Genomic DNA, 14,017 nt, shown 5'->3' with positions numbered 1-14,017 from the left:
CTGACATCAGCGGAGCATATCGATGAACGGCCCAAACGGCTTTTATTATCCCATATTGACGTTGCTTTTGGCCTCACTGGTCATCATGGGGAGTCCCGGCCCCTCGACGATCAGCGCGACGGCAATGGGGGCGGCCTATGGCTTCCGGCGGTCGCTTGGCTATGTCTGCGGCCTGATCGCGGGCACAGTCGCGGTCTTGCTGGCCGTGGCAGCCGGCGTCGTTGCGATCCTCCTGTCCGTGCCGCACGGTGCCTTCGTGCTGACCACGGTCTCGGCCGTCTACATCCTCCATCTCGCCTTCAAGATCGCCACCGCACCGCCGCTGTCGCGCAGTAACGACAATAAGGCGGCTCCGGCCTTCTCCGGCGGCTTTCTGCTCGCCGTCGCCAATCCCAAGGCCTATCTGGCGATTGCAGCCGTCTTTGCCGGCGTCAGCCTGTTTCAGGATCAACGCTTGCTCGACGCCACCGTCAAGATCGCGTTGCTGACCGGCATGATCATTACCATCCATATGGTCTGGCTTCTCGTCGGCGCGTCGCTCTCGCGCTTTCTGCAAGATCCGACGGTGTCGCGGATCGTCAGCATCTCGCTGGCGATCCTGCTGATCGTCGCGACCGTCGTCGCCGTATTGGAGTGAAACTCAGTTCCAGTCGCCGATCGCCGCCTGTATCATCGCCATGGCGGCAACGGCGGCCGTGTCGGCGCGCAGGATGCGCGGCCCGAGTGGAATGGCGGTGACGAAATCTAGGCTGCGCAGCAGAGCGCGTTCTTCTTCGGAAAAACCGCCCTCGGGCCCGACCAGCAGCGCCAGATGCTTCTCCTTTACCTGCGACAGCAGCGGCAGCGGATTCTGGCCGGCATCGCCCTCGTCACAATAGATGATGCGACGATCGCGCGGCCAGCCGGCAAGCAGGTCGGTCAGCTTTACCGGTTCGGCGACATCAGGAATGCCGAGGATGCCGCATTGCTCCGCTGCCTCGATGACATTGGCCTTGACCTTGTCGAGATTGGTGATCTTGCCCTGCACATGCTGCGTCATGACCGGCTGCAGCAGGCCGGCACCCATTTCGACGGCCTTCTGCACGAGATAATCGAGCCGTCCGACCTTCAGCGGCGCGAAGAGATAATGCAGATCGGAAGGGCTCGGCTGCGGCCGCGTTTCTGCGACCGGCGTCAGCAGGATGCGCTTGCGGGAGGGGAATGAGACGCTGACTTTCCACTCACCGTCGCGGCCGTTGAAGATCAGAAGCTCGGCACCATCCTCCATGCGCAGCACATTGGCGAGATAGTTGAACTGATCCTGATCGGCCTCGATGGCAGAGCCTGCCTTGATATCTGATGTCACGAACAGCCGCTGCATGCGGAAATTGGCGCGCATGGATTACCCCCCTAAAGCAATTCCGCGAAAAGTCCGCAGCGGTCTTCCCTGCGGAATTGCGCAAATACAAATGACGAAGCGGTACGAGGATCCGATGAGAAGCCCAACCGTCCTAAATGAAGAGCGCGACCATAACCCAATATACGACGGCGGCAAGCAGGGCCGCAACCGGAACGGTAATCGCCCAGGCGGCGATGATGGTCATGAAGTGCGAGCGGCGCACCAGGCGGCGGCGATGGATTTCGTCGGGATTGCGCTCGTCGGTGGTTTCCGGCTCGTTCCAGGGAATGCCCGCGGCTTCGGCTCTCTTGCGCATGTAGGCGAGGCGCCGCTTCGAGCCGACAGTCGACCATTCGCGGAAAAAGCCGACCCCGAAAACCGCCCCGACGGCAATATGCGTCGAGCTCACCGGAAAGCCGAACCATGCGGCGACGATAACGGTAAGTGCTGCGGACACGGCTACGCAATAGGCCCGCATCGGATTGAGCTTGGTGATCTGCTCGCCAAGAAGGCGAATTAGCCGCGGCCCGTAAAGCAGCACGCCCACGGAGATGCCGCAGCCGCCGATCATGACCACCCAGAAAGGCGCCTTGTGGGCAGTCGTCTCGGCCACAAGGTTGAGCGAGCCGCCGATGCCGACGTCGCGCACGATAGCCGCCAGCGGGCCAATGGCATTGGCGATGTCGTTGGCGCCATGGGCAAAGGACATCAACGCTGCGGAACAGATCAGTGGCAGACGGAAAAGCTTGCGCAGCGAGCTGTTCTTGTTTTCGAGCCCGACGGACTGCGCCGCGACCAGCGGTCGCGCAACGAGCCAGGTGATGATGCCGACGCCGACACCGATCGCCACGTTCCCGATATTGGGGATTGCGCCCTTCGGTTCCAGCTGGACGACGAGATAGCCCGCAAAGGCACCGGCCATCAGTCCGATCAGGATCGGAATCCAATGTCGCGCGGCGGCAATCTTATCATCGCGATAGATGATGAAGGTTTCGATGAAATAGAGGATGCCGGCGGCGATGGTGCCGCCAAGGAAAGGGGTTATTACCCAGCCCGCAGATATTGCCGCCAGGACATGCCAGTTCACCAGTTCCGGGCCGACCGATGCAGCACCTGCACCAACGACGGCCCCGACGATCGTGTGCGTGGTTGAGACCGGCGCTTTGAGCCAGGTCGCGAAATTGATCCAGAGGGCCGCGGCCAGCAGCGCCGCCATCATCAGCCAGGCCAGTTTGCCGACGCTGATGATCCGGTCGGTATCGACGATATGCGTGGAGATCGTGTTGATGACCGGACCACCGGCGATGGTCGCGCCGAGGATCTCGAAGATGGCCGCCATGACCAGCGCCTGTGTCATGGTAATCGCACGCGCCCCTACCGCCGCGCCGACATTGTTGGCCACGTCCTTCGCGCCGATGTTCATGGCCATGTAGCCGGCGAGCGCGACGGCTGCAAAGATCACCGTGGCGCGCGGCTTGTCGAACACGTAGATGCCGGCGAAGACCATAGCGAGGCCGAGAAAGATCAGTCCCAGTCCCGGTGCCACGAGACGCCTGGTGACATGGTGGGTCGCATCCTCGACATAGGTGAATTTGTCGAGGTCCTTATCGAGCGTCCGTTTTACTGGTGTGGCCGGTCGGTCGGGCATGCTATTCTCTGAAACAAAACTCTCGTATTGCGCCGCCTGCGAGGCCGCGCAATATCCACCGTCGATCCTGACACAATTTCTTGTGACTAATGTGGCTTACTTTATCTGCGCGATAGCGCTGGTTTGCGTCATCCGCTGTGCGAAGGCAAGGATCAGATCCCGCAATTCAGGCTCGCGCACGCGCTTGACCGCTTCGTCGCAGGAAACCCACTCCATCGTGCGCTCGCCCTTCTCCTTGAAGTTCTTGACGAGTTCATTGACCTCAAGCGCGTAGACCTGCACACGGCAAGGCACCTGGATGCCGTCTTTCAGCACCTTGTCGTAACCGAAGGAGCCGAGTGGCGTCGTTTCTACCGCCCCGCGCACGCCGGCCTCTTCATAGGCTTCGCGCGCCGCGACTTCGTGGGAGAGCTTGCCGGGCATCGGCCATCCCTTCGGAATAACCCACCGGCCGGTGTCGCGGCTGGTAAGCAGCAGCATCTCCAGCTCACCTGTCTTCTTCTTCAGCCGATAACAGAGCGCAGCATACTGTTGTCGCGGCGGACGCCGAAACATGAGTTGCACATCATTTGCTATACGGCTGAGTATGGCCAATTGTCGGTTCACCTTTGGGGTTGGAGATTCTGCTTTGCTTCGATCATAACATTGTGTGGAAAAAAATTGCGTTCCATATATGGAGATATGGTATTTCCCCACAAATTTATTGAGAGGTGAGTAGATAAAAGTAACAGGACTTGCCCCCTGATATTCGCCAGGGATTGTGCTGGAAGCGACATTCAACAGCATTTTTATGCCGCAGATGGCGCAGTTGCTTGGGCCTATGCGTCATTGCCTTGGAAAGAAAGATAAAACCTTGCCATGCCCGATCGTGTCGTGCCTCAACGCCTCCCGCCCTTGAACGCGCTGCGCGCCTTTGATGCCGTGGCGCGCCGTGGCAGCATCCTGAAGGCGGCGGAGGAACTCGGCGTCGTGCGCGGTGCCGTCAGGCAGCAATTGAATCTGCTCGAAACCTATTTCGGCGTGCCCTTGTTCGATCGGGAAAACGGCCGGCTTGTGCTGACGGCGAAGGGCCGGGCCTTTGCCGATTCTATAGGCGTTGCCTTCGGTATTCTCGCGCGGGCGTCCGCGGAACTGTCAGAGGGAAATCGCCGCACGCTTCGCCTTGGCGTTCCCTCAGCCTTCGCCGTCTGGTGGCTGATGCCGCGGGTGGCCGATCTGCAGGCAACTCTCGACGGCATCGATATAGACATCGTGCCGATGGCGATGGTCGAGCCGCTGGCGAGGCGCGCCGATCTCGAAGCGGTCATCATGGGCGGGGAATACAGGCCGACGCGGGATATCACGGCCATACGCTTCATGGAGGACGAATTCGGTCCTGTTGCCACGTCGGACGTCTCGTCGCGCCTGGGTCTTGGTTCCGGCGTCGCCGCCCTGGCCGGTGCGGTCGCGCTCGGCAGCCGTTCCGCTCCAAGCCTCTGGGATGACTGGTTTTCGGAAAGCGGCCGCGCGCCTGTCCGGTTCGCCCGCAAGCGCGAATTCGAGGATTTGCTGCTGGCCATCGGCGCCGCCCGCTCGGGCCTCGGCGTTGCCATCGCGCCCCGGACGGCCATTGGCGACGATCTCGTGCACGGGACGCTGGTCGCGCCCTATGGCTTCATTCACCGGCCGGCGGGCTACAGCCTCAGCATTCGCAGCAGCGACACGAAGGATCCCGCGCTCGTCCGCCTGGCTGACTGGCTGAGCCGGGTAGGGGCGGCGCAATCCTAGCAGGACATTCGGCCATATATTGGTCTCACACGGGTATGGCAGATTTTCTGCCATGCGGCCTATTCCAATGTCCATCGACAGGCCGCTGCCCATCGTGCCAGATCGGACCAACGAACCAGCCGCCAGGAGCACGTCATGCATCAGCCTTCTTCTTTGTCTCGCATCGATTGGGTTGCCCAGAGCTGCCGGTTGCTCGCCGCCACGGCCAGGGAATTTCGCGAAACGACGCCCTTTGCCGGCCTGACCATCGGCACCGGCATTCATCTGGAGCCGAAGACGGTCGCGCTGCTGATGACTTTGCGCGCCGGCGGTGCCGGTCTCGTCTGCACCGGCAATCTCAATAGCACCCAGCCGGAAACAGTGGATTATCTGCGCGCCCAAGGCATCAAGGTCTTTGCGACGCAGACCCGCGATGCCGATGAGCATGGCGCAAGCCTCGATGCGATCCTGGCGGAAAAACCGGATCTGCTGCTCGACAATGGCGGCGATCTCTTTGCCCGTGCGGCCGACAAGCCCTATGCTAATCTTCTTGGCGGCACCGAGGAAACCACCTCCGGCCGCACCCGGCTAATGCCGATGCGCGATAAGCTCAACATGCCGATCCTCGTCATCAACGACAGCCCGATCAAGCAATTCGCCGAAAACCGCCATGCCGTCGGGCAGAGCCTATTCGAGAGCTATCTGCGCTTCACCAATCGCTCCACCAACGGCAAGCGCGTCACCGTCTTCGGTTACGGCGCCTGCGGCAAGGGGACGGCTGCGTGCTTCCGCAATGCCTTTTCCGCTGTCAGTGTCGTCGACATCGATCCGGTCACGACACTCGAGGCCCATCTCGATGGCTTCACGACGCCATTGCGCGAAGCGGCGATCCGCTCTGCCGATGTCCTCGTGACCGTTACCGGCTATCCGAACATCATCACCGCGGCCGATCTGTCACTTATCAAGGATGGCGCGATCCTGATGAATGGCGGCCACTTCCCGCATGAGATCGACGTCGAGGCATTCCGCAGTAGCCCTGAGGTCGCCGGCATCGATCGCTACGAGGCCGAATATATCGAGACCGTGCGTATGCGCGACGGCCGGGCCTTCCACATTCTCGGCGGTGGCCACATGGCCAATCTCGCCGGTCCGCGCCCGCTCGGCAACACGGTCGAATCCATGGATCTCGGCTTTACCTTGCAGGCTCGCTGCCTGGAGTGCGTCGCCAAGGGCGGGCTCGGCAAGGAGGCCTGCGTCATCCCGGTTCCCGCCGATATCGACGCCATGGTCGCCTCCGCCTATCTGGACTTGGCGCGCTAGTAAAACGGGCGATCAAGCGCCGGCCAGCGCCTCTGGTAGCATTCGGTCGTAGAGCCCGGCCATCTCGTCGCCGAAGCAGCAGAAGATGATCTCACTGAAAGCGCCATCGGTACTTCCAGCAACGGCGATGCGCGTGGCGATCTCTGCGGCGGGCAAAACGGGAAAGCGGTAGACACCCGTGGAAATTGCGGGAAAGGCGATGCTCTTCACGCCATGCTCGCGGGCTAGGCCGAGGCTGTTGCGATAGCAGGCCGCAAGCAGCCCGTCCTCGCCACTGCCGCCACCGTTCCAGACCGGACCGACCGTGTGGATGACATGCCTTGCCGGCAGACGGTATCCCTTGGTGATCTTCGCTTGCCCGGTCTTGCAGCCGTTCAGCGTCCTGCATTCGGCAACCAGTTCCGGCCCGGCAGCCCGGTGGATCGCGCCATCGACGCCGCCTCCGCCGAGAAGGCTGCTGTTTGCGGCATTGACGATGGCGTCGACGGAAAGCCTGGTAATGTCGCCGAGAACGACGATGAAGCGTGTCCCCGTGATGTTCGAAAGATCGGAGCGAATGGTTTCAAGCGCGGACATGCTGATCTCCTCGAATTTCGAAAACCTCTCTTATCGCTCCCAATAGGGCACGGGGCCATAAAGTTCCGTCAGGAAGTCGATGAAGACGCGCACTTTCGCCGGCAGGAACTGCCTGGTCGGATAGACTGCCGAAAGCGTGACACTGTGCGACCCCTCATAGGCCGGCAGCACCTGGACGAGACGACCGTCGCGCAATTCGGGGCCGATGTCCCAGGTAGAGCGCAGCGCAATGCCGAAGCCGGCAATCACGGCCTCACGGATGACCTCGCTGGAATTGGTGATGAGCTTGCCCTCGGGGCGGAAGGTGAGGCCTCCCTTGGGGCCATCCAGCCGCCAGGGATCGTGGTTGTGCGCCGGCAGGCAGATATGCCGGCGCAAATCCTCTATATCCACGGGCACGCCGTGGGTTTCGATATAGGAGGGGGCCGCGCAGAGCACCCTGCGCACGGGAGCAAGCCTACGCGCGACGAGACTTGAATCGGTGAGTTCGGCAATGCGGATGGCGATATCGAAGCCGCCGCCGACGATATCGACGAATTCGTCGCTGAGCACCAGATTGATCGCCAGGTCCGGATGCGCCTGCATGAAGGATTTCAAGTGCGGGGCGATGTGCAGCCGGCCGAAGGAGGTGGGCGCGGAGATTTTCAGCGTACCTTGCATCTGCGCCGAGCGGCCGGCAATATAGGCTTCCGCCTCTTCCAGCCCGGCCAGGATGGCAAGCACCCGGTCATAGAAGCCCTGGCCGGCCTCCGTCAGCGAAATCTGCCGCGTCGTGCGTTGCAAAAGCCGCGTGCCGAGCCTGTCTTCCAGGCGCTTGATGCGTTTCGAAATGACGGCGGGAGAAAAGCCGAGCGCGCGGCCGGCCAGCGACATGCTGCCTGTGGCGACGACGCTGGCGAAGATTTCAAGATCCCCAAGATTGGTCATGCACTATTATTTCCTGTTTTGGAATAAATGCTTATCATTTGCGCCAATTTTGGGAAAGCGCTAAGCCTGTAATGTGCTAAAGCGCATCGCGAATTTTCAGATTTGGGTGTTGCGCGTCAGGTCTTTGATTTTACTGATGTCGTTATCGCAAAACCGCTCAACACTTTTGTACGACATGCGCTAAAAGGGAGCCGACGCCCCAAATCGAATGCAGGAGGAGGACGGCATGGCCGAGGCTATTTCATTTCTGGAGCCGCGCGCGGATGTTCTCGCCCGTCGCAGCACGATCGTCGCCGATCTCTCCGATCTCCTTGCGCCTGAATGTCTGATTCACGAGCCGCGGGAACTTGTTCCGTTCGAAACCGATGCTTTCGTGTCCTATCGGCGTGTGCCGCTTGCGGTGGCATTGCCGCGTTCGACCGCGGAAGTGGCGGCTGTCATGAAATACTGCCACCGCTACGGCATTCCCATTGTGCCACGGGGCGCTGGCACCTCGCTGTCTGGCGGCGCGATCCCGCAGGAGGATGCCGTCGTTCTCGGGCTTTCCAAGATGAACCGCATCCTTGATATCGATTATGCCAATCGTACGGCGACGATGCAGGCGGGTGTCACGAACCTGAATGTTTCCGAAAGCGTCTCGGCCGATGGTTTCTTCTATGCGCCGGATCCGAGTTCGCAGCTGGCCTGCACCATCGGCGGCAATATCGGCATGAACTCCGGCGGCGCACACTGTCTGAAATATGGTGTCACGACAAACAATCTGCTCGGCGTGAAGCTCGTCCTGACCGACGGCACGATCATCGATCTCGGCGGCAAGGCGCTGGATTCAGCCGGATACGATCTGCTCGGCCTCGTCTGCGGTTCCGAAGGTCAGCTCGGCATCGTGACGGAAGCGACTGTGCGGCTGATCGCCAAGCCGGAGGGCGCCCGGCCGGTGCTGTTCGGTTTCGATACCTCGGAAGAAGCAGGTGCCTGTGTTGCCGATGTCATTGCGGCCGGTATCGTTCCGGTCGCCATCGAATTCATGGACAAGCCGGCGATCGAGATCTGCGAGGCCTTTGCAAAAGCGGGCTATCCGCTTGATGTCGGCGCGCTGCTGATCGTCGAGGTCGAAGGCTCGGAGGCGGAAATGGACGACATGCTGAAAAGTATCGTCGCCATTGCCCGCACCCATAGCGTCAAGACGGTGCGGGAGTGCCAGTCGGCAACAGAAGCGGCCTTGATCTGGAAGGGCCGGAAATCCGCCTTCGGCGCCACTGGCCGCATCGCTGATTATATCTGCATGGATGGCACCGTGCCGCTCAGCCAGCTGTCCTATGTGCTGAAGAAGACGGCTGAGATCATCGACGGCTACGGCCTGCGTGTCGCCAATGTCTTCCATGCCGGCGACGGCAATATGCATCCGCTCGTCCTCTTCAATGCCAACGATCCCGAGGACGCCGCCAAGGCAGAGGCGGCCGGCAACGACATCCTGCGGCTTTGCGTCGATGCCGGTGGCTGTCTCACCGGTGAGCATGGGGTCGGCATCGAGAAGCGCGACCTGATGCGGCACCAGTATGACAAGGTCGATCTCGACCAGATGATGGCGGTGCGGGCGGCCTTCGATCCCGGCTGGATCCTCAATCCTTCCAAGGTGTTTCCGCTGGATGGGCGTGACGCCGCATGAACGAGTTCCATCCCACGACCGAGGCGGAAGCCGCCTCCATCATCAGCGATCACGCGGCACGCGGCGCGGCTCTTGCCGTCGTCGGCGGCAACACGCGATCCGGCTTCGGCAATGCGGTTGCTGCGGAGGCGGTGCTGTCATCCCGGGGTCTTGTCGGCATCGTTGCCTATAATCCGGGTGAGATGGTGATGACCGCGCGTGCGGGCACGCCGGTTGCCGAAATCGAAGCGGCACTGGCCGAAGGCGGCCAGATGATGACGTTCGAGCCCATGGATCATCGGGCGCTGATGGCGACGGAAGGTGAGCCGACGATTGGCGGGATTTTCGCGGCCAATATTTCCGGCCCGCGCCGCTTCGTCAGCGGTGCCGCGCGCGACAGCCTGCTCGGCGTTCGCTTCGTCAATGGCAGAGGCGAAATCGCCAAGGCCGGCGGGCGGGTGATGAAGAACGTCACCGGCCTCGACCTTGTCAAGCTGACGGCCGGCTCGCACGGAACGCTCGGCCTTCTGACGGAGGTGACCTTCCGTGTGCCGCCACGGCCGAAGACCGAGGAGACGATCGTCGTTACCGGCCTTAACGATGCCGAGGCGGCGCGAGCGATGGCCGCCGCCATGGCATTGCCGCTGGAAGTATCGGGAGCGGCCCATCTGCCGCTTACCGTCGGCTGGTCCTTCCTCGACGGCAAGCTGCCGAGAGGGGAGGCGACGGTATTGCGCATCGAGGGGCTTGCCGGCTCCGTCTGGGTGCGGGCGGAGAAGTTGACGGCTGCCATGAGCCGCCTTGGTACGGTGGCACGCCTTGGCGTAGATGACAGCCGCAGGCTTTGGCGCGAAATCCGCGACGTGAAGCCCTATTGCGACGGCACCACGCGCCCCATCTGGCGCGTATCGGTCGCGCCCGGTACTGGCCACCAGCTCGTCGCCGCTCTTCGCCTCGAAGCGGGGGTTGATGCCTATTATGATTGGCAGGGCGGCCTCGTCTGGATGCGAATGGAAGCCGAGCCGGAAGGTGACGTACTACGCCGCTATATTCATGCCTTGGGCGGCGGACATGCGACCTTGCTGCGCGCCACGCCGGCCCACCGCGCGACGACACTGGCCTTCCAGCCGCAGCCCGAGGCCGTGGCGCTGCTTTCGGCGCGCGTGAAGGAAAAGTTCGATCCGGCCGGGATTTTCAACCCAGGCAAGATGGCGTGACGGGGGCTCTGTTCGATGCAAACCAATTTCACTCCCGAACAGCTTGCCGATCCGCATGTAGCCGAGTCCGAGGCTATCCTGCGCAAATGCGTGCATTGCGGCTTCTGCACCGCCACCTGTCCCACCTATGTGACGCTGGGCAACGAACTCGATAGCCCGCGCGGCCGCATTTATCTCATCAAGGACATGCTGGAAAACGGCAGGCCCGCCGATGCCGAGGTGACGACGCATATAGACCGCTGTCTTTCCTGCCTTGCCTGCACGACAACCTGTCCTTCGGGCGTCGACTATATGCACCTGATCGATCACGCCCGCGCCCATATCGAGAACACGTACAAGCGGCCGTTGATGGACCGGATCACACGTAATGTGTTGGCCGCGGTCCTGCCTTATCCTGGCCGCTTCCGGCTGGCTTTGCAGCTCGCGCGCTTCGGCCGACCATTCAAAGGTCTGTTGAAGCGTATTCCCGCGCTGAAGGCATTTGCCGCCATGCTCGACCTCGCGCCGCGCAGCGTGCTGGCGCCGTCCCCATTTTCCAGGCCCCGCCGGCATGAGCCGCAGGCCGAGCGGCGCGGTCGCGTGGCGATCCTGACCGGTTGCGCGCAGCCGGTGCTCGATCCCGGGATCAACGAAGCGACCATCCGCCTGCTGACGCGCCTTGGTGTCGAGGTCGTAGCGCCCGAAGGGGAGGTCTGCTGCGGTTCGCTGGTACACCATTTGGGGCGCGAAGAGCAGGCGCTTGCCGCCGCCCGCGCCAATATCGACGTATGGACGCGCGAGATCGAAGCCGGCGGGCTCGATGCGATCATCATTACGGCATCCGGCTGCGGCTCGACGATCAAGGATTACGGGCACATGCTGCGCCTCGATCCCGCCTATGCCGAAAAGGCGGCGAAGGTATCCGCGCTTGCCAGGGATATCACCGAATATCTCGCCAGCCTCGATCTGCCCTCGCATATGCCGCGCGGCGTCACCGTCGCTTATCATTCCGCCTGTTCCATGCAGCATGGGCAGAAGATCACCATGGCGCCGAAGCTCCTCTTGAAGGCCGCCGGCTTTACGGTGCGCGACCCCGCGGAAGGGCATCTCTGCTGCGGCTCGGCCGGCACCTATAACATTATGCAGCCGGAGATTTCAGCCGAGCTGAAGGCCCGCAAGGTCAGGAATATCGAGGCGACGAAGGCCGATGTCATCGCAACGGGCAATATCGGCTGCATCATGCAGATCGCCACCGGAACGGGCATCCCGATCCTGCATACGGTAGAATTGCTCGATTGGGCCTATGGCGGCGAAGTCCCGGCCAAGCTGAAGGGATTGCAGCCGACTGCCGTCTGACCCATCTCCAGTAAAGCTGTTTTCGGCGTGTCGGCGATCTGCATCAACGTGACTCTGCTGTACGATGCGTCTGCCATTCGATCTCGAATTTGTCGGCGGCGATGCGCGTCATGCTGATGCGTTCCTGACCATCCTCGAAGAAGAGGCCGTCGATCAGGCCCGCTATGCCATCGTAGAACGAGCCTTCGACCAGGCTGGTGATGCGTTGCCTGTTCGGTCCCAGCAAGGCGAAATCGATAATCGACATGCATTGCCGCCGGCCGTCAGCGAAGACGTCGATGAGCCGCGGAACATCACCGGCCACATCAACCTCGTAATAGACGACGACAGGATCCTCGTTCTCCGGATGGATCCAGTCACATCGATAATAGGAAAGGCTCATAGGCCATTATATAACACACAATCCCCCAAGCCAGAACTGGTCTGGGGAATCGGCCAAGCCTAGGGCGATGCAGTCTTAGAAATTGAAGGAGACGCCGAAGTTGATGGCGTGGGTGAAGACCCGGGCCTTCAGCGTATCGCCGCTGTCAATCGAGACATTGTTTACGAAGTTATAGTTGCCCTTGTATTCGACGAAAGTCGACCAGTGCTTGGCGAACTGGTAGCTGACGCCGGCCTGGGCCTGCAGCGATGGGCCGCCGAACTGATAGTCGAAGGTCGTGCCAGAGGCGCGGGTGACTTCGACATGCGGCACGTTGATACCGGCGCCGAGGCCGACATAGGGCGTCCAGTTGCGGCTCGGATCCTGAAAGCGATACAGCGCGTTCAAGGTCAGCATGTTCAGGCCGTCGGTGAATTCAAAATGCGACCAGCCCGGCGTATTGCCGAGGTCGCCGTAGACCTTGGCATGGCTGTAGTCGAGCGAGACACCCCAGTTCGGCTTGTCGAACTGATCGAGCCACCAGATGCCGCGGAAGCCGAAATAGGGTGGCATCTTGAAGGATTTACCCGACCAATTCGGGTCGAAATCCGCCCCATCGGATGTCGTCACATTGCCGCCGGTCGCGCCCTGAAAGCCACCATAGGCCGAGAACTGCATTTCCGCCGAAGCAGAGCCGGCCGCAAACAGGAATGCCGAAATAGCAACTGCGGTCATGGCCGGTCGCTTGATACGAAATGCACGATGCATGAAGAATCCCCGGATGGCGAATGTGTTACTTAGCTAAGCACGCTACAATTACGCTTCCATTACAGTCACTAGTGGCTAGAGACCGCTTAGGCAGAAGAACTGACATGAAACTGAATGTAAATGGCCCTATCGGTAGGGCAGCGCGATAGGCTCGCGGCTGTAGCCATGGCGCAACAGTGTGTTGCTGCGGATAGCAAGGAATGCGCGATATTCCGGTGGAAAACGTCCCGGAGTTGCCGGCAATTGCCGAAACATCCCCGGGACGATCATTGCGGTCGGACTTGGGCGGCCGTAGCCGATCAGCCGCCGAACATGGTTCTGAGCAGATCGACGCCGCGATCCTCATAGCTGACTTCGCCCTGCTTGTTGCCGGGGCCGACGACGATGACCTTCGTGCCGATCGGAACACGATCGTAAAGATCCGTCACATCCTTGTTCATCATGCGGATGCAGCCGGAAGACATGTTCAGGCCGATGCTCCAGGGCTGATTGGTGCCGTGGATGCGGAAGGCTGTGTCGTTGCCGTTGCGATAAAGATACATGGCACGCGCGCCGAGCGGATTATCCTCGCCGCCTTCCTGATAGGCCGGCAGCTTGTGGCCCTTCTTGGCCTCGCGGACGCGCATTTCCGGCGGCGGCGTCCAGCCCGGCCATTCCGCCTTGCGGCCGACCTTGACCACGCCCGACCATCCGAAGCCTTCGCGGCCGACGCCAATGCCGTAGCGTCTTGCGCGGTTGTTGCCCTCGACGAGATAGAGATACTTGTTGTTGGTATCGATGATGATCGTGCCGGGCACTTCGTTGGTCGACAGCCGGACGAGCCGCCGCTGGAACTGAGGCTTAACCTGGCCCTGGGGCTGCACGGCAACCCGGATGACATCGCTGCGGGTGGCCGGTGCGACGCTGGGAGCAGAAGCGGTGAAGGCTGCGGCATTCGAAGCCGCAAGAAGAAGCGCCGCAACGGCGCCGGCCGCGACGACGGATAGTCCTGTTTTCATATGTCATTCCCCTCGCTGATTTCGGCAAGAAACTACCGGAACCTGCGGGGGGATCAAGATCAAAATGTTCGCGGCAAAGAATCGTCCGGAAATCCGGA

14 protein-coding genes are annotated in these 14,017 nt (G+C 61.4%); 6 read left to right on the top strand and 8 right to left on the bottom strand.

What is annotated here, in order from left to right:
- The first annotated feature begins 22 nt into the window (after window positions 1–22).
- Window positions 23–637 (top strand): LysE family translocator, encoded by a 615-nt coding sequence (locus QD461_RS19480; protein ID WP_414089228.1) that lies wholly within the window; start codon window positions 23–25, stop codon window positions 635–637.
- Window positions 638–640: 3 nt separating this feature from the next.
- Here QD461_RS19480 and QD461_RS19475 read toward each other — a convergent pair whose 3' ends face one another.
- The 3 genes from QD461_RS19475 to QD461_RS19465 form a co-directional block, all read right to left on the bottom strand.
- Complete coding sequence (locus QD461_RS19475) at window positions 641–1,378, bottom strand: 16S rRNA (uracil(1498)-N(3))-methyltransferase (protein WP_414089227.1); 738 nt, start codon at window positions 1,376–1,378, stop codon at window positions 641–643.
- A 112-nt stretch (window positions 1,379–1,490) separates the two neighbouring features.
- Window positions 1,491–3,026 (bottom strand): inorganic phosphate transporter, encoded by a 1,536-nt coding sequence (locus QD461_RS19470; protein ID WP_414089226.1) that lies wholly within the window; start codon window positions 3,024–3,026, stop codon window positions 1,491–1,493.
- Between the two features lie 96 nt (window positions 3,027–3,122).
- Window positions 3,123–3,581, bottom strand: coding sequence for an NUDIX hydrolase (locus QD461_RS19465; protein ID WP_414089225.1), 459 nt, complete (start codon window positions 3,579–3,581; stop codon window positions 3,123–3,125).
- Window positions 3,582–3,884: 303 nt separating this feature from the next.
- Here QD461_RS19465 and QD461_RS19460 point away from each other — a divergent pair, with 303 nt between their 5' ends.
- Both QD461_RS19460 and QD461_RS19455 read left to right on the top strand, forming a co-directional pair.
- Complete coding sequence (locus QD461_RS19460; protein ID WP_414089224.1) at window positions 3,885–4,793, top strand: LysR substrate-binding domain-containing protein; 909 nt, start codon at window positions 3,885–3,887, stop codon at window positions 4,791–4,793.
- Window positions 4,794–4,928: 135 nt separating this feature from the next.
- Entirely contained in the window at window positions 4,929–6,092 is a 1,164-nt protein-coding gene (locus tag QD461_RS19455) for an adenosylhomocysteinase (protein ID WP_414089223.1), read from the top strand.
- Window positions 6,093–6,104: 12 nt separating this feature from the next.
- On the opposite strand, the gene QD461_RS19450 is transcribed toward QD461_RS19455, so the two are convergent.
- Both QD461_RS19450 and QD461_RS19445 read right to left on the bottom strand, forming a co-directional pair.
- Complete coding sequence (locus tag QD461_RS19450; protein ID WP_414089222.1) at window positions 6,105–6,668, bottom strand: O-acetyl-ADP-ribose deacetylase; 564 nt, start codon at window positions 6,666–6,668, stop codon at window positions 6,105–6,107.
- A gap of 30 nt (window positions 6,669–6,698) precedes the next feature.
- Window positions 6,699–7,595 (bottom strand): LysR family transcriptional regulator, encoded by an 897-nt coding sequence (locus QD461_RS19445; protein WP_414089221.1) that lies wholly within the window; start codon window positions 7,593–7,595, stop codon window positions 6,699–6,701.
- Between the two features lie 226 nt (window positions 7,596–7,821).
- Between QD461_RS19445 and QD461_RS19440 the strand changes: the two genes are divergently transcribed.
- From QD461_RS19440 to glcF, 3 genes are read left to right on the top strand one after another with little or no spacing between them, the layout of a single operon-like run.
- Window positions 7,822–9,261: an FAD-binding oxidoreductase gene (locus tag QD461_RS19440; RefSeq protein ID WP_414089220.1), complete on the top strand. Its 1,440-nt coding sequence runs from the start codon at window positions 7,822–7,824 to the stop codon at window positions 9,259–9,261.
- On the top strand, window positions 9,258–10,457 hold the full coding sequence (locus QD461_RS19435; RefSeq protein ID WP_414089219.1) for an FAD-binding protein: 1,200 nt from the start codon (window positions 9,258–9,260) through the stop codon (window positions 10,455–10,457). Before QD461_RS19440 ends, QD461_RS19435 begins: the two co-directional genes overlap by 4 nt.
- 15 nt (window positions 10,458–10,472) lie before the next feature.
- A complete protein-coding gene (glcF, locus tag QD461_RS19430; protein WP_414089218.1) occupies window positions 10,473–11,792 on the top strand; it encodes a glycolate oxidase subunit GlcF in 1,320 nt (439 codons plus the stop codon).
- A gap of 43 nt (window positions 11,793–11,835) precedes the next feature.
- Here glcF and QD461_RS19425 read toward each other — a convergent pair whose 3' ends face one another.
- The 3 genes from QD461_RS19425 to QD461_RS19415 all read right to left on the bottom strand — a co-directional run bounded on the left by QD461_RS19425 (window position 11,836) and on the right by QD461_RS19415 (window position 13,919).
- Window positions 11,836–12,174: a DUF6881 domain-containing protein gene (locus QD461_RS19425; protein ID WP_414089217.1), complete on the bottom strand. Its 339-nt coding sequence runs from the start codon at window positions 12,172–12,174 to the stop codon at window positions 11,836–11,838.
- A 75-nt stretch (window positions 12,175–12,249) separates the two neighbouring features.
- Entirely contained in the window at window positions 12,250–12,921 is a 672-nt protein-coding gene (locus QD461_RS19420; RefSeq protein ID WP_414089216.1) for an outer membrane protein, read from the bottom strand.
- Window positions 12,922–13,220: 299 nt separating this feature from the next.
- Window positions 13,221–13,919, bottom strand: coding sequence for a L,D-transpeptidase (locus QD461_RS19415; protein WP_184700723.1), 699 nt, complete (start codon window positions 13,917–13,919; stop codon window positions 13,221–13,223).
- Between the last annotated feature and the right edge of the window lie 98 nt (window positions 13,920–14,017).

Origin of the sequence: Rhizobium sp. BR 314, assembly GCF_047445805.1 — a bacterium.
Taxonomy (GTDB): Bacteria; Pseudomonadota; Alphaproteobacteria; order Rhizobiales; family Rhizobiaceae; genus Rhizobium; species Rhizobium lusitanum_B.
The sequence above is the reverse complement of the archived record's forward strand: the minus strand, read 5'-3'. Positions and strand labels throughout refer to the sequence as shown.